Source organism: Tenacibaculum holothuriorum (assembly GCF_002120225.1).
Lineage (GTDB): Bacteria > Bacteroidota > Bacteroidia > Flavobacteriales > Flavobacteriaceae > Polaribacter > Polaribacter holothuriorum.
The window spans coordinates 203,351-218,808 of the sequence record NZ_LAPZ01000002.1 but is presented as its reverse complement, the minus strand read 5'-3'; the positions used below and the strand labels follow the sequence as shown (position 1 = coordinate 218,808).

Sequence of the window (15,458 nt, the reverse complement as noted above, 5' to 3'; positions counted from 1 at the left end):
CTACTTACGATTTGTTAAAGTATTTTTTAACATCTTCAATACCATCAGGCATTGCAATAATCTTTTTATTACTATCTAATATAAAATAAGTAGGTGTTCCTAAAAGGTTGTATTTTTTTACAGTTTCATTATCGAATTTGTAATCTGGGTGTGTTCCAACAGCATTATGCCAATTAGGTAAGTTTTTAATAAACTCTGTCCAGTCTAACTCATTTTCTTCAATACTAAAAGAAACTACAGAAACATTTCCGTCATTCTTTATGATTTTGTGTAACTCAGGAATTTCTCTAACACAGTGAGAGCATGATGTGCTCCAGAAAACTAACAAGTATTTTTGACCATCATTTAACCCTGCTAAAGTTTTTTCTGTTCCATCTTCTTTCCAAGAAAAGTTAGGAGCAACTCTACCTACAGTAGCGGTTAATAAACCAAGCTTCTTTCTTTTAAAGGCAGCATCTTGCATTGCAGCAGGTAATTTTCTATAATACTTAGCAAATAACCAATCTACAATTTCAGAATCTCTTTTGTCGGTAAATGTTGTAATTAAGTATTCAGTAATATCTTTTTTCAATTGATCTTCAGAAATTTTATCCATTACTACATCAATTGATTCTTTATATAATTTTCTTAATGTTGGTTGATCATCAGAAAAGTTTAAGAATAAAATATAATCTGTAATCTTATCTACAAAAATTGAAGAATTGTATAAGTCTTTACTTTCAAAATCTAAGTTTTTAAAGTAATTCTCTTTAATAGCAGCCGCATACTCTTCTAAGTTATCGTTAATACCAGAGTCGTTATAACGTTCTGAAGCTTTAATATAGCTATTTACTAACATTCCTTCTGATTTATTATCAAAAGCTTCTTGAGTATCTTCTAATAAACCAACTGCTTTTTTATAAGCTTTTTTAGTGTCTTTTGTAGGGTTTTTAAAGTACTCTAACTGAAGAGAATCTATATCTTTTTGAATTTTACGAGTTTGTTGTTCGTAATCTTTAAATACTTTATTTTCTCTAGAGCGAGTAAAAACTACAGATTCGTCTGGGAATTTTGGATTGAAAATAAATTCTACATCTTCTTTGTTAAAAATAAAATCAACAAAACCAGCTCCTTTATTTCTATAGGTAACTCTATATTCTCCTTTGGTAGCATTTTCTGGTAATTGTAAGGCAAAACGACCAAGAACTTGCTTTTCTCCACCAATTAAAACAGTATCAAACTTTATGGTTGAATGCGTAATAAATTTAGGTTTTACACCTTGTAGTTTGTGTAGAGTAACCCAATCACCTTTATCTGGAGGGGTCATTGTTCCTTTAACTGTGTACTGAGCATTTACAACCGTGGTAGCAAATACTAATAGTGCAAGTAATCTTTTTATCATAATGTAAGTAAGATAAGGGTTATTATTTATGTTTAAAAACTAGGGTTTTATGTTAGCTAGTCAAGAAACGTACCAAATTTAATATTTCTAATTTAAAATAGGTACATTGCAGAGAAAATTTTAAAAAATGAAGTTAGAAAAATCAGTTTTTTGGATAACAGGTGCTTCTTCGGGTATTGGAAAATCATTAGCTATTGAACTTTCAAAGCATAATGTTGAACTAATATTATCATCAAGAAATGAAGAAAAATTGAAAGAAGTTCAACAACTCTGTGCTTATCCAAATAGCGTGAAGATTTTGCCACTAGATTTGGAAAATTATTCAAGCTTAGAAGGAAAAACTCGAGAAGCTATTTCATTTTTTGGTCATGTTGATGTTCTGGTAAATAACGGAGGAATTAGCCAACGTTCTTTAGTAAAAGATACTTCTATTGAAGTTGATAAGCGTTTGATGGATATTAATTATTTAGGAACTGTAGCACTTACTAAAGCTTTATTACCTCATTTTATAGCTCAAAAATCGGGTCATTATGTTGTTACTACAAGTATTGTTGGTAAAATAGGAACACCTTTACGATCAACTTATGCTGCAACTAAACATGCTTTACATGGGTTTTTTGATAGTCTTCGAGCAGAACATTTTAAAGATAATATTGCTGTAACATTGGTGTGCCCAGGTTTTGTTACAACAAATGTTTCAAAAAATGCATTAACGGGTGATGGATCTCCGCAAAACTCAATGGATAAGGCAACACAAAATGGAATAGACCCTGATCGTTTTGCTAAATTAATGCTGAAAGCAATTAAACAAAAGAAAGAGGAAGTTTATATTGCTGGAGCTAAAGAAAAATTAGGAGTTTATGTAAAACGTTTTTTTCCTAAGTTATTATCAATAATGATTAGAAAGTTGAGTGTTACTTAAAAAAGTTAAGAGCTTCAAAATAATTAATAATAGCTTCTTTCATTAACACAGTTTGCTCACCAGGTTTTAAACTAGGTAACTCGGTAAGTGTTTTATAGTGTGGCCAACCATCGTTATCAAAAAAATCAAACTCATAATATCCGTAAGGCTCTAAAAGCTTGCAAATAGCAATATGCATTAGATTTACTTTTTCGTCTTTTTTAAATCTACGACGTCCTTGTCCTAATTCTTGAACACCAATTAAGTAGATAATAGCATCTATAGTTAGTTCATCACCTTCTGCAAATTGTTGAGATAATTCTTTGGTTAAAAAATCCCACTTTTCCTTTAAACTAGTTTCTTTATCCATATTTTATATTGAAAGCGCAAAGATAATGAGGAGTTGTGTATATTTACACAGAAAGACTTAAATAACTATGAATACATTTGATATTATAATTGCTGCTTTATTACTTTTTGGTTTTGTTCGAGGATTAATGAAAGGGCTGTTTGTTGAGGTAGCTTCTTTAGTAGCTCTTGTTGCTGGGGTATATGGTGCAATTCATTTTTCGTATTTTATTGGTGATTGGTTAAAGGACAGTGTAGATTGGGATGAGAAATACGTTTCGTTAGCTGCTTTTGCAGCAACATTTGTGGTTATTATTGTGATAATTGCATTGCTAGGTAAAATCTTAACTAAGATTGCTGATTTTGCTTCTTTAGGAATTCTGAACAAAATTTTAGGAGGTGTATTTGGAGCTTTAAAAATAGGATTAATATTAAGTGTTATTTTTATTTTCTTCGGAAAGATGAACGATACCATTCCGTTTGTTTCTCAAGAAAGTTTAGGAGAGTCTATTTTATATAAGCCAGTGAAGAAAATTGCTCCGACTATTTTTCCTTCTATAATTAAAGATGAAGAAGAGGTTGAGAAGAAAGAAGATGAAAGTGAGGTTTAGAAATTAAAATAGGTTAATAAGTTTTTAAAAACGATAAATTAGTTTTAGTAAAACAAATCTTGGTAAAAGTCTATATTCGGTTGTAGATGTTCCTATATCACTAATTGAAAAGCTTTTGAATTTCTGTGTATTAAAAAGGTTTCTTCCTGATAGTTCTAGTAACATTTTGTCTTTTTTAATTTGATATATTGCTTCAAAATCTAAGAAATAATAGGTGTTGTCTTTCTTTAAATTGCCAAAATAGTAGCGTTCTGATTTTATATTTGCATTTAACTTGTCATTAAAAACAAAAGACAAGTCTAAGAAACTTTTGTTGTTTGTGTTTGAGGTTTTAAAACCAGATTGTTTTATTGCAGCAGTATTCCATTTAGTACCAAAATGATAATTAAAAAAACCTCTAAAACCAGAACGCAAATTTAAACCATAGTTATAGTTGTTTGAGGTTACTTTTCGTAAATCAGCATTATTTACCCTGTTTTTGTATTCACTTTTAATATATCCAATGTCTAATTTAAGATTAGAAGTTATTGATTTAAAATAATAATCTATTTTTGAGTTTATACTAATATATTCTCTATTTTTTACTACAATTTTTTCTGTTTGTGTGTAGTTCTGTTGAATTAAGCTATTGCTCGAAAAGAAATCATAATTTTTAGTATAAAATAAGCTGAAATAAGCAAAAAACCGATCATTATAATCACCCAAAGAGTAGTTTAAATTTGCACTTGATGCGTTTAGCTGATTAAAGTTACCTGTACCTTTAGAGAAAGATCGGAAACTTGTTAAAGCAAAATTGTTATACACATCAACTATTTTAGCATTTGTAGTGTTGTATGAAACAGAAGAGGTTATTTTGTTGCTATCGTTTATTACCCAATCAAAACCAATACTTGGATTTATATAAAAATAATTTTCACTTTTGTTAAGAGTAATATCATTTAAGTTATTAGTAAGGTTATGAAAATTTAATTCACCAATAAGACGCATTTTTTTTATTTTTAAATGATATTTACCTTTTAAATACGTATTGTTAACCTTGTATTGTGTAGTGTTTTTATAAGCACCTGTTATATTTATAACATTATTGTTGTTTAATAAGGTAAGTTGTGTATTTAATTTATCACTCCTATATTCATTTCCTAATTGTACTTCTAATAAATCGCCATTATTTTTTCTAGTTAGTAAGTGTGTGTTAACACCTGCAAATGTCATTTCGTTATCACTTAATTGTTTTATGTTATTTGCATTGGTAGAATTCGGAAATAAATCTTGAAATAAAAATTGATTTATTTTATATTTTTGAGGTGATTTTTCGTTGATAAAACGACCAGTAGTAACATAAACAGCTTTTTTAGAAAGTCTATTTGTAAAAATTATTTTTTGATCAAAAATATTATTTTGATGTTTTAAATTTTCGGAGGTACTATATCCGTTAAAAGTTAAATTAGAAGTGTCATTAAAATCACCATATTTATATTTGGTTGTTGCTGACAACATTTTATTTTTATTGATGTTATAAATTACATCAACTTTACCAAAAGCTATGGTACTTTTATTATTTAATATATTGTTTTCAGTATTAGTAAAACTAGTATTGGTAGTGTTTATATTATCAATACTTGTTTTAGTGTCGCTATTTTCATCCCAATTTAAAAAACTTAGTGCTTTTATTTTTATTTTTTTTGATGGATTAAAAATGGCATTTAATGAAGCCAATTCGGTATTGTTAAAATTGGTTCTTCCTTTATCAAAAAATGAATTGTAGATAGATAAATTTAACAAATTACTTGTAGATTGATTATCGCCAATACTTCCTGGTTCGTTATAACGCAAAGGATTTATTAAGTGATTTATATTACCTGTAACATCTATACCTGTATTGTTAAGACTCGTTAAAAAAAAGTATTTATTCTTTTTTCCGAAGTTCATAAGGTTGGCTTTTGTTTCATAACGATTTTCAAAAAACAACCCATAACCCAAACTGACGTTACCAAACCAAACACGTTTAGCTTTTTCATTAAGTTTTAAATTTAAAGCTACTTTATCACTATTTTCCACCCCTTTTAATAATCTATTATTAGAAAAGTGTTTCAATATTTCTACTTCTTCTATTGGGTGTGCAGGCATATTTTTTGAAAGTATTTTATAGCCTTTTTCAAAAAAATCATCACCATCAACCATTAATTTTTCTATTTCTTGGTTGCCTACCTTAATTTTTCCTTCATTATCAATATTTAATCCAGGTATTTTTTTTAGTAAATCTTCAACCGTCTGTTCAGTACCGTTCGTAAATGCTTTTGTTCTGAATCGGATAGTGTCTTTTTGTATAAAAACTGCTTTTTCTGCTTTTATAATAACTTCATTTAAACTAATATTATCATCTTGTAAAACTACATTAACAGTAATATTATCTTGCTCTTTGTTAATTGATATAGGAATTGTTTTAGGTTTATATCCTAAAGAAGAAAATACTAAATTAAAACTCCCTGTTTTTTTATTTAATTTAAGTTGATAATAACCTTTGTTGTTTGAATACGTATAGGATATATAACTTTTAAGTAAACTATCTTTTAAAACAATATTACCTATAATTAAATTATCCTTACTGTCTTTTAAAGTACCCGAAATTATGGTTTGTGAAAAACCGTATATGCTAATAAAGAAAAAGAATAAAATAGGAAGTAGTGTGTTTACTATTGTTTTACTTTTTCTTCCCATTCGTAGATTCTTTCTTTTTTAGAATTTTTGTCAATAGATGTTGTGGTTATAGTGGTGTTTCTATCGCTGTTCTGTGCATTTATTTTTGAAATTAATTCTTTCTGTTTCTTAGGAAGAATAACTTCAATATACTCTCTTAATGGTATTGCTTTTTCTTCATCAGGAAAATTGTTAATAGTTACATTATCTTTAAAACTCACTTTAGTAGCCCTAAAGTATACTTCTTTTCTGTTGTCCTTAACCTCAATTATTAAACCAGGTAATCCTTGTAATTTCCAAGGTCCAAAAGGTACTGGTATTTTATTTGCAAACCAAGTGGTATAGGTTCTGCCTCTAAAATATCCTGTTGCTTTTTGACATTTATACTCACCTATTTTTTTAAATTCATCTGTTATTTTCCAATTAATTTTAGGTAATTGTTCTTTAAGCATTTTTATTTTGTTACGTCCAGATAGTAATAAATTCTTATTAATATCAGTATAAACTTGTGGTCTATTGTCAGATTCTGCAAGGGTAATGTGTAACTCTCCATTTATCCTTTTTTCAGTATCTTTTTTAAATCCATTATTCGCTTTTAATACTATATAGTGTGATTTGTTACTACTGATCTTTAAAACACCAGTAGTTTTATATAAATGACTAATATTTGTGATAACATCATATTGTACCTCTAATGAATTTTGGCTAAAAATAGATGATGTTACTAAGTATAAAAATAGGTGTAGAATTGTTTTTTTCATTTTTTTTAGAAAGTTTATATCAAAAAGGGGAGTAGATAAACAGCCTCACCATGTAAGGCTGCTCATTTTATTAATTACTAATATGATCTTGTGCCATTTTCAATGCTGTTTTATTAGCAAGTGCTTCAGCTTTACCACAATCACCTCTATTGTTTGATGCGGTAGCACTATGTCTTACACCGTCAGATGTCGTATAAGTAACTGTTACAGTACAAATATCTACTTCAATAACTGTTTTTATAGATACTTTTAAACCATCATTAACATCACTTTTAATAAGTTCAGTTTTTGTGTTGTCAATAATTGGGATTTCTAGAGTGTTGGCAGATACATAGGTTCCCATTAGCATAAAAGCTAAGATAAATATTACTTTTTTCATAATAATATAAAATTTTAAATACTCCATTAAGGTCTTGAGTGGTTAGTTTTCGACCAAAAGTAAAAGTTACTTAGACTGATAAAGCTTTAATAACAAATGACTAGTATTTTGTTTTCAATAAGGTTTTAAGAATAGCAATTTTTACTTGGAATAAATTTAAGAAGAGAGAGTATGCTGTACAATACCTACTAACCCTAAATCTTTATTAGGGTTAACCCTAACTAAAATAGGGTTAACCCTATTTTTCTTTAACATTTACAGTGTAAAAAACAAAAACTCCGAAGCTAATAACTTCGGAGTTTTGTTTTATAAAAGTTAGTGATGTTTTTATAACATTGTAACTTCTCCGTTTTGTAAAGAGTATACTCCACCAACGATTTGAATTTCTCCGTTTTTCTCCATTTCAGCTAAAATAGGGCTCTTTTCACGGATTCTGTCCATAGTTAACTTCACGTTGTTTTCAACAGTTTTAGCAACAAATTCACTGTTAGAAGAATTAGTTTCTCCTTCTACTTCTTCAGATGCTTTTTTAACAGCAGGTACAATATTGTCTAACATTGCAGTAATGTTACCTAACTCTACACCATCACATGCAGCTTTAACAGCTCCACAGCTTTCGTGCCCTAATACTAAAACTAATTTACTTCCTGCAACTTTACAAGAGTATTCCATACTTCCTAAAATGTCTACGTTCTCAAAGTTTCCTGCTACACGAGCAACAAAAACATCTCCAATAGATTGATCGAAAACCATTTCTACTGGTACACGAGAATCGATACAAGATAAAATTACTGCTTTAGGAAATTGACCTCCTGTTGTTTGTTCTACTAAATCTGAAACATTAGAAGCTGTTAGGTTATTGTTTACATAACGATTGTTACCTTCTAATAAATCTTGCAATACAGAATCTGCAGTTAAACCTAATTGTACTTCTTTTGTAATTGCCGTATTTCTCATAATTGTTTTAAGTTATTTTTTTAATAAATGTCTTCTATATTTTCTTTTGCCCAAGTTTGGCATTCTTTAAATGTTTCAAAAATATGATCTTCAGGAATAAAATCTGGAATTAAACCAATACGTTCCATCATATAGCGTGGTTGTCTTAATAAGCCAACAAATAATACCTGAACGTGGGTTCCGTTTGATTTTAAATCTTGAATCATATCTTCCATCGCATATAACCCAGATTGATCCATATATTGCATCAAATCTAAACGCATAATAACTGTGGTAGCAGTTTTAGGAATTTGTTTAGTCATTGCTTGGAAATCACTGGTGTACCCGAAAAATAAAGGTCCTTTAATATGCTTTATAAATACTTCTTCTTTCAGTTCTATAGGGAAGTCTACTTCGTCATCCCATGCTTCTTCAAAAGTTAAAACTTCTGAACGCTCTGCGGTTAAATCACCAATTTTCTTCATAAACATTAAAGAAGCGATAATTAAACCAATACCTACTGCGTATACTAAATTCCAAAAAGTAGATAGCACTAATACCACTAACATAATTAATACTTCTGAGCTTAGTTTTATAGGCCCTAATTCAATGTCTTTTGGCAAAGAAGGTATTGCTTTTAGTCCTTTATAATCCATTACTCCAATACCAACGGTAATTAAAATACCAGCTAATACAGCAGCAGGAATTTTAGAAGCGATTGGACCTAATCCTAACAGGATAATTAAAAGCATAACACCAGCTATCATACCCGATAATTTGGTTTTACCTCCTGAATTGATGTTAACAACGGTTCTAATTGTTGCACCAGCACCTGGGATTCCTCCAAAAACAGCAGCAATAGTATTACCAATTCCTTGTCCAACTAATTCTTTGTTGGGTTTGTGTTTAGTTTTAGTCATATTATCTGCCACTACCGAAGTAAGCAATGAATCGATGGCTCCTAAAAGCGCTAAGGTTAATGCTGTAAAAAAGTAGGGTGTAATATTAGAGAGTTTAAAACCTGTGAAAATTTCAAGATTTGGTGCTGGAAATCCTTGAGGAATTTCCTCAATAGGTCTATAGTTTAAACCAAACGCTACCGCTATACCTGTCATTACCACTAAAGCTACCAATGTACTTGGTACTACAGTAGTAATTCGTTTAAAACCGTAAATTATAAATATGGTTCCCAGCGCTAAAGCTAGTTCTAACCAATTAATATTTTTTAGAGCCCTTGGTAAGACATTAAAAGTACCAATCACTCCAGACGCTTCTTTGCCTGCAAGAGTTTTACTTTCGTTAAGAATATCTTCTTGAGTAATTAATTCAGCACGTTTTATAGTTTCTTTAAAATCTTCTAAAACTAAAATACCTTCTTCAGCTTCTTCCTTTAAAATATTTTCTAAAATTATTTCTTCTGCTAAAGGTTTAAATTTCTCTACATAAGATGCATCTTCTTTAGCATAATATCCTACCGATGGAAGTATTTGTGTTACCAAAATAATTACCCCAATAGCAGTCATAAATCCAGATACAACCGGATAAGGAATATATCGAATATATTTTCCTAAACCGATGGCTCCTAAACCAATTTGCATTAAACCTGCTAATAGAAATACCGTTAAAATTATAGGCATTGCTTTGTTGATGTCTCCATCGTTAGCAGCAATAATAGTTGCAATAACTACCATACTTACTGCTGTCATAGGTGCAGTTGGACCAGAAATTTGAGTGTCTGTTCCACCAAAAAGAGCAGCAAAAAAGGCAATTAAAATGGCACCATATAAACCGGCGCTAGGTCCTAAACCAGAAGATACACCGAAAGCTAAGGCTAATGGCAAAGCAACAATTCCGGCAGTAACACCGCCAAAAATATCCCCACGAATGTTAGAAAATAAGTTTTTCATATTAAAGAAAGTTAGTACTTAAAAATACTAATTTTTTTAAAGCTTTAATAAGTTTTTTTTGCTGGTTATTAGTGTTTTATGTTTTTGTTAAAAGTGTTTGCATAAAAAACACACAAACACTTTTACTTATTTTTTAAGCTGTTTTTGGTCTTAATTTGAAGAACTCTATAAAGCTTTCAGGGTTTTCAACGATACCTCTTTCTGAATATAATTTGATATTAATATTTCTTTCTTTAGCTTTTAAAGCAAAATCTTCAAGAATTTCAATAATATCATAATCTAAATAACGTGTTTTTCTAACATCTAATTCTAAATAAGAATTTTCAGGTAAGCTATCTAATTCTTTCAAGATGGTTCCTTTGTTTATAAAAGTAACTTCTTCTGCCAAAGTCATTTTCATTTTTTGCTCTCCATTACTTTTATCCTCTTTGTGTAAAAAGTGAGAGTTTCTATAACTTTTAATTAAGATAACAACAATACCTACAACTAAACCTAAAGCAATTCCTTTTAATAAATCTAAACCAACAATACCAACTACAGTTACTATAAATGGTAAAAATTGTTGCCAACCTAACTCGTACATTTTCTTAAATAATGAAGGTTTTGCTAGCTTATAACCTACTATTAATAACACAGCAGCTAATACAGCTAATGGAATTAAGTTCATTAAGTTTGGTACTAATACCACTGCCACTATTAAAAGGAAACCATGAATAATTGCTGATAATTTTGTTCTACCTCCTGAGTTAATGTTAGCAGAACTACGAACAATTACCTGAGTTACAGGTAAACCACCAATTAAACCAGAAACAATATTCCCAGCTCCTTGAGCAAATAATTCTCTGTTAGTTGGAGTTACATTTTTATGAGGGTCTAGTTTATCTGTTGCCTCAACACATAATAAAGTTTCTAAACTTGCTACTAAACCAATAGTAAAGGCAGTTAATAGTACTTTAGGATTTGTGATTTCTGCAAAATTAGGAAGCTTGAAATCGTTTATATAGGTGTCTATGCTAGGAACATTTACAATATTTTTACCAGCAATATTTAAACTTGTGTCTTTAGTAAGTAAATAATAAATAACACCCAAAACTACAACTACGATAGGTCCTTGTACTATTTGGAAAATTTTACCTTTTTTAGCTAATACACTACTCCAAAGTAATAAAATAGCTAAACTAACAATACCTAAAACAGTAGATCCCATTTCGATAGCTCCGAAATTAGTAAAAAGGTCTTTTAACTTTCCGTCAAATCCGAAGAAAAAAGGAATTTGTTTCATAAAGATAATAATACCAATACCTGTTAACATACCTTTAATAACTGATGATGGGAAATAATATCCAATAACACCAGCTTTAACTAATCCTAAAAGGATTTGAAATACTCCAGCTAAAACTACAGCAACTAAAAAGGTTTCAAAACCTAAATCTTGAATAGCTACTAATACTATTGCTGCTAAACCAGCTGCAGGACCACTAACTCCAATTTTAGAGCCACTAATACTTCCTACTACAACACCACCTACGATTCCGGCAATTAATCCAGAAAATAATGGAGCTCCACTGGCTAATGCAATACCTAAACATAATGGTAATGCGACGAAAAATACTACGATACTTGCGGGTAAATCGTTTTTAATTGTTTTGAACATAGTCAAATAAAATCTTTGTAACCACTTTGTTTAGTGGTTATATAGTTAAAAAAATATATAATAATGATTTAGAGTGCCTTGTGAAACAAAACACTATAGGTAGATTTTTTAGATTAACTAAATTCAGGAGGAGGAGATTCTAACTTTCTATAAATAGAATCGTATTGAGTTGATTTGTATATGTTTTTTTGAAAACCGAATGCTAGTGTATAAGTTGAAGAAAATTCAAAAGATAAAGGAACTATTTTAAATTCAGCTTCTTTAGAATTTTCACTGTCATTTTCATCTTCAATATCTAAGACTAATGAGGTTTCACATACTTCTTCTGTAATACTAATATAAGAAGGTACTGCAACACTTGCTAACAGTACAAAAGCTAAAAAGTATGTAAAGAGTGGTTTGTTCATTCTTTTCAGAAAAAAACAAATGTAACATTAAAAAATTAGTGATGATGTTAAAGAAAGTCAAAAAATTATAAAATTTTCAAGGAATTGGCTTTCATCCATCCAATTTTACCATCTGCTAATTTTATTTTTTTCCAATCATCAACGCTATCTAAAACTTTGACTTTGGTTCCTTCGTGTAAAGTAAATACTTCTTCTGAGTTAGCAGTAGGAGCATTGTTTACAGAAACTTCTTCAGAAAAAATTATAGCCTGTATGTTTTTTTGTGCGTCACTGTATTGAGTAAATGTAATACTTAATGTAACGATTAGTAATAAAAACGAAAGCATGCTGGTTACAAAATACAATCGTTTTTTTGAAGGCTCTAAAGCAAAATAAAACAGTAAGAAAAGTATTCCTGCTAAAAAAGAAAATAAAACAGTTACAACTGCCCAACTATTATAGGTTAACTTTTGCAAATAGTTTTCGTTGAATTTTTGAAAAACCGATTTTGGTAATTCTTCAATTCTATCTAGTGTTAATCGTTTTGCGAATATTAAGTTATTCTGAGCATCTTCATTCAATGGGGCTAATTGAATTGCTTTTTCGTAATAATAAATAGAAGGAGCTACTTTATTTAATTTGTAATAAGCATTTCCTAAATTATAATATAACTCTGATGATACTTTGTTTTGATCGATTACTTCTTCATACAATTTAATAGCTTCACTGTACTTACCTTCTTTGTATAATGCATTAGCGTTTGAAAATACTGCATCAGCATTTTGAGCATTCGATATGCTAGAAATAAACAATAGTAATACTATAATAATCTTCTTCATTATAATTGCTTATCTATTTGAGTTATTACTTGTTTTGCCTTTTCGTATTCTTGATTCATTTGTACGTTGTCTATCGGAGTATAACGTGCAAAATCACAATCGTTTAATACATCAATGAAACTATTGATTGTAGTAGTGTCAATATTTTTATTTTTAAGTAATTCTGTTATTTTTTCTCTACTAATTTCAGAAGTTTCAACACCTAGTTTCGCTTTTAAATAATTATGTAGAGCCCTTTCTAATGCTTCATAAAAAGCCTCTTTATTACCTAGTTGTTTTTGAGCTTCTGATAAATATTTCTTAGCTAGTTTGTCTGCTTTTCTTAGTTTGTTCCCTAATACATCTCCAGCTTTTTCTTCTTGTTTTTTATGAACAAAAATCCCTACAGGTATTGCTAAAAGTGGTAACAATAAAAGAATATAAAAAGGTGTAGATTTAAAGAAATCAGATTTTTCTTGAGTTTCAAAAGAAGTGCTGTTCTGAATATATCTAAAATTAGTACCTGTAACTTTTACATCTTGTTTTACAACCGAATTTGCATCAGAATTTGTGTTTAACTCTTTTCCTTGTAAAACATCAACATATAAATCTTCAGTAGTAATAGTTTTATATTCTTTTGTTTTCGGGTTGAAATAAGAAAAACTAACTTTTGGTATTTTGTATTTTCCTTTAAACTCAGGGACAACCGTATAACTATCAGTAACACTACCTCTTAAACCGCTAGCAGAAATAGTTACTTTTTCTTTTCTTTCTGGTTGGTAAACCTCAAGTTCTTTCGGAGTCTCTATTTTAGGTAATTCGAATAATTTTAAATTTCCTTTACCGCTAACAGCAACTTTAATTTGAGAAGATTCATTTGCTTTTAAAGTGTTTTTACTTAAATCAACATTAAAATCAAATTCACCAACGGCTCCATTAAAACTTTCAGGCTTATTAGCTAATGGTAATTCTTGTGCTCGAATAATTTTTTTAGCAGAAGAAAATTGCTTGCGAACTCTTCTTGTAATGGCATTTCCAAAGAAATCGGCACGACCAGTAGGAACATCAACCAAAATATCCATTTTCATTGGGTCAATCGTTAATTTTCCTGATTTTGTTGGAATTAATAATGATTTATGTAACACAGCATAGCGGTAACGTTCTCCATTATACGTTCCAATTTTTGCTTGTAATCTATTTTGTTTAATCTCCTGATTCCAAAAACCATTGTACTGCGGAGCTTCGGTAATAGAAGAATCGTAAATACCTACATTTTCACTAAAGTACAGGCGATATTCTACATAAATACCTTCACCAACATAAGGGCTCGATTTTGAAGCCTCTGCTACTAAATGAATGTTTTGTTGAGCAATGTAATTTGGGTCGTTTGGATTTTTAGGAATATCAACAGCTTTTAATACAATAACCTTAACAGGGTTAGAATTTAAAGTTTTTCCATCTATTTCTATAGAAGCAGGAGCAATTGTTAATTCACCTCTTTTTTTAGGTTGAAGAATAAAAGAATATGATTTTGAATATGAAAATTTACCATTAACATACGATTGGCTTACAGCTTGACTTGGCCCCCCAACTACATTAAAGTTTTTGAAGCTTGGTTCTTTAAAATTATCAGCTCCTCGTTTATTAATTATAAAATCTACTTTTAAACGCTGATTTACACCTAGCTTGTTTTTACTAACTGTAGTTGTAAAGGTTGTTTTTTTTTGCGCAGTTATAAAAAAGCTAAAAAAGCTGAATAATATAGTTATGTATAGTTTAAACTTCATTCGTAATTTCTAATCGCGTAAAAATAGTAATTTTTATAAGCTAAACCAGTGTCATTTCTTTTAAAGAAATGTGAATATTTTACCAATCTTTTTCTTGTTTAACTTTTCTGCCTTTAGCCTTTTTTGCATTCATTTTCTTTTGCGTTTTTTTCTCCTCATTATTTAAGCTTTCTAACAACTGCTTAATTTGTTCAGGACTCATTTTCCCTTGTTGAGGTTTAGGCTTGTTCTGTTGATCTTTCTTTTGATCGTTAGGCTTGTTTTTATTTTGGTTTTGATCGTCTTTCGGATCCTTCTTTTGATCTTTTTTATCTTTATCGTTTCCGTCTTTCTGATCTTTATTTTTGTCGTTCTTTTTATCTTGTTCTTTATTCTTATCCTTGTTTTTTTGGTCTTTTTTATTCTTGTCTTTGTTGTTCTTTTGATTTTGCTGTTGTTTTTTAGCTTCTTTTTGAGCAACTGCCAAGTTATACCTTGTTTCGTCGTCTTTCGGATTATTTCTTAACGAATTTTTATAAGCTTCTACTGCTTGTTGATATTGTTTTTGCTCCATTAAAGCATTGCCAATATTATGATACGCTTCAGCTTTAGCAAACTTATCTTTAGAAGTTTTTGTGGTTAACTCGTATTGAGCAATAGACTCTTTATAGTTTTTATCTTGGTACAAAGCATTTCCGTAGTTATAACTAGCTTTGTCATACTTACTGTCTTTACCTAAAGCTTTTCTATAAGCAATAGCGGCATCTCCAAACTTTTGTTTGTTGTATAATTTATTTCCTTCTCTAAGTAATGCACGAGCTTCTCTTTGAAGCTTTAAAGTATCTATTTGTGCAGTTACATTTACAGTTATAAATAAGAGAAATAATATGATTTTGTATGTAAACTTCATTTA

General features: G+C 29.6%; 14 protein-coding genes. 2 read left to right on the top strand and 12 right to left on the bottom strand.

Annotated features, from left to right (window positions below):
- Positions 1–4 precede the first annotated feature (4 nt).
- Positions 5–1,381, bottom strand: a complete 1,377-nt coding sequence (locus tag WH52_RS03860; RefSeq protein ID WP_086029616.1) for a TlpA family protein disulfide reductase — start codon at positions 1,379–1,381, stop codon at positions 5–7.
- Between the two features lie 127 nt (positions 1,382–1,508).
- Between WH52_RS03860 and WH52_RS03855 the strand changes: the two genes are divergently transcribed.
- Complete coding sequence (locus WH52_RS03855) at positions 1,509–2,303, top strand: SDR family oxidoreductase (RefSeq protein ID WP_086029615.1); 795 nt, start codon at positions 1,509–1,511, stop codon at positions 2,301–2,303.
- On the opposite strand, the gene WH52_RS03850 is transcribed toward WH52_RS03855, so the two are convergent.
- On the bottom strand, positions 2,296–2,652 hold the full coding sequence (locus WH52_RS03850; protein ID WP_086029614.1) for a hypothetical protein: 357 nt from the start codon (positions 2,650–2,652) through the stop codon (positions 2,296–2,298). The two genes, WH52_RS03855 and WH52_RS03850, sit on opposite strands and share 8 nt — an antisense overlap.
- A gap of 67 nt (positions 2,653–2,719) precedes the next feature.
- Between WH52_RS03850 and WH52_RS03845 the strand changes: the two genes are divergently transcribed.
- Positions 2,720–3,241, top strand: a complete 522-nt coding sequence (locus tag WH52_RS03845; RefSeq protein ID WP_086029613.1) for a CvpA family protein — start codon at positions 2,720–2,722, stop codon at positions 3,239–3,241.
- 24 nt (positions 3,242–3,265) lie between these two features.
- Here the strand turns inward: WH52_RS03845 and WH52_RS03840 are convergent, their stop codons facing one another.
- The 10 genes from WH52_RS03840 to WH52_RS03795 all read right to left on the bottom strand — a co-directional run bounded on the left by WH52_RS03840 (position 3,266) and on the right by WH52_RS03795 (position 15,455).
- A complete protein-coding gene (locus WH52_RS03840) occupies positions 3,266–5,959 on the bottom strand; it encodes a carboxypeptidase-like regulatory domain-containing protein (protein ID WP_086029612.1) in 2,694 nt (897 codons plus the stop codon).
- Positions 5,935–6,699, bottom strand: a complete 765-nt coding sequence (locus WH52_RS03835) for a GLPGLI family protein (RefSeq protein ID WP_086029611.1) — start codon at positions 6,697–6,699, stop codon at positions 5,935–5,937. The genes WH52_RS03840 and WH52_RS03835 overlap by 25 nt, the downstream gene beginning before the upstream one ends.
- 70 nt (positions 6,700–6,769) lie before the next feature.
- Positions 6,770–7,078 (bottom strand): hypothetical protein, encoded by a 309-nt coding sequence (locus WH52_RS03830; RefSeq protein WP_143592043.1) that lies wholly within the window; start codon positions 7,076–7,078, stop codon positions 6,770–6,772.
- 327 nt (positions 7,079–7,405) lie between these two features.
- The gene (locus WH52_RS03825; RefSeq protein ID WP_086029609.1) at positions 7,406–8,035 is read right to left on the bottom strand and encodes a carbonic anhydrase family protein; all 630 of its coding nucleotides are present in this window, start codon (positions 8,033–8,035) and stop codon (positions 7,406–7,408) included.
- 20 nt (positions 8,036–8,055) lie between these two features.
- Positions 8,056–9,921, bottom strand: coding sequence for a SulP family inorganic anion transporter (locus WH52_RS03820; RefSeq protein WP_086029608.1), 1,866 nt, complete (start codon positions 9,919–9,921; stop codon positions 8,056–8,058).
- Positions 9,922–10,054: 133 nt separating this feature from the next.
- Positions 10,055–11,575, bottom strand: a complete 1,521-nt coding sequence (locus tag WH52_RS03815) for a SulP family inorganic anion transporter (RefSeq protein ID WP_086029607.1) — start codon at positions 11,573–11,575, stop codon at positions 10,055–10,057.
- Positions 11,576–11,688: 113 nt separating this feature from the next.
- The gene (locus tag WH52_RS03810; RefSeq protein ID WP_086029606.1) at positions 11,689–11,982 is read right to left on the bottom strand and encodes a hypothetical protein; all 294 of its coding nucleotides are present in this window, start codon (positions 11,980–11,982) and stop codon (positions 11,689–11,691) included.
- 65 nt (positions 11,983–12,047) lie between these two features.
- On the bottom strand, positions 12,048–12,800 hold the full coding sequence (locus tag WH52_RS03805) for an SH3 domain-containing protein (RefSeq protein WP_086029605.1): 753 nt from the start codon (positions 12,798–12,800) through the stop codon (positions 12,048–12,050).
- Positions 12,800–14,566, bottom strand: coding sequence for a BatD family protein (locus WH52_RS03800; protein ID WP_086029604.1), 1,767 nt, complete (start codon positions 14,564–14,566; stop codon positions 12,800–12,802). The genes WH52_RS03805 and WH52_RS03800 overlap by 1 nt, the downstream gene beginning before the upstream one ends.
- A gap of 79 nt (positions 14,567–14,645) precedes the next feature.
- The gene (locus WH52_RS03795; protein ID WP_086029603.1) at positions 14,646–15,455 is read right to left on the bottom strand and encodes a tetratricopeptide repeat protein; all 810 of its coding nucleotides are present in this window, start codon (positions 15,453–15,455) and stop codon (positions 14,646–14,648) included.
- Positions 15,456–15,458: the final 3 nt, after the last annotated feature.

What these genes read in the sequence shown, in the direction of transcription:
- WH52_RS03795 (WP_086029603.1), bottom strand. Translation starts at nt 15,455, where the DNA reads ATGAAGTTTACATACAAAATCATATTATTTCTCTTATTTATAACTGTA.
- WH52_RS03800 (WP_086029604.1), bottom strand. Translation starts at nt 14,566, where the DNA reads ATGAAGTTTAAACTATACATAACTATATTATTCAGCTTTTTTAGCTTT.
- WH52_RS03860 (WP_086029616.1), bottom strand. Translation starts at nt 1,381, where the DNA reads ATGATAAAAAGATTACTTGCACTATTAGTATTTGCTACCACGGTTGTA.
- WH52_RS03825 (WP_086029609.1), bottom strand. Translation starts at nt 8,035, where the DNA reads ATGAGAAATACGGCAATTACAAAAGAAGTACAATTAGGTTTAACTGCA.
- WH52_RS03810 (WP_086029606.1), bottom strand. Translation starts at nt 11,982, where the DNA reads ATGAACAAACCACTCTTTACATACTTTTTAGCTTTTGTACTGTTAGCA.
- WH52_RS03830 (WP_143592043.1), bottom strand. Translation starts at nt 7,078, where the DNA reads ATGAAAAAAGTAATATTTATCTTAGCTTTTATGCTAATGGGAACCTAT.
- WH52_RS03805 (WP_086029605.1), bottom strand. Translation starts at nt 12,800, where the DNA reads ATGAAGAAGATTATTATAGTATTACTATTGTTTATTTCTAGCATATCG.
- WH52_RS03815 (WP_086029607.1), bottom strand. Translation starts at nt 11,575, where the DNA reads ATGTTCAAAACAATTAAAAACGATTTACCCGCAAGTATCGTAGTATTT.
- WH52_RS03850 (WP_086029614.1), bottom strand. Translation starts at nt 2,652, where the DNA reads ATGGATAAAGAAACTAGTTTAAAGGAAAAGTGGGATTTTTTAACCAAA.
- WH52_RS03820 (WP_086029608.1), bottom strand. Translation starts at nt 9,921, where the DNA reads ATGAAAAACTTATTTTCTAACATTCGTGGGGATATTTTTGGCGGTGTT.
- WH52_RS03845 (WP_086029613.1), top strand. Translation starts at nt 2,720, where the DNA reads ATGAATACATTTGATATTATAATTGCTGCTTTATTACTTTTTGGTTTT.
- WH52_RS03840 (WP_086029612.1), bottom strand. Translation starts at nt 5,959, where the DNA reads ATGGGAAGAAAAAGTAAAACAATAGTAAACACACTACTTCCTATTTTA.
- WH52_RS03835 (WP_086029611.1), bottom strand. Translation starts at nt 6,699, where the DNA reads ATGAAAAAAACAATTCTACACCTATTTTTATACTTAGTAACATCATCT.
- WH52_RS03855 (WP_086029615.1), top strand. Translation starts at nt 1,509, where the DNA reads ATGAAGTTAGAAAAATCAGTTTTTTGGATAACAGGTGCTTCTTCGGGT.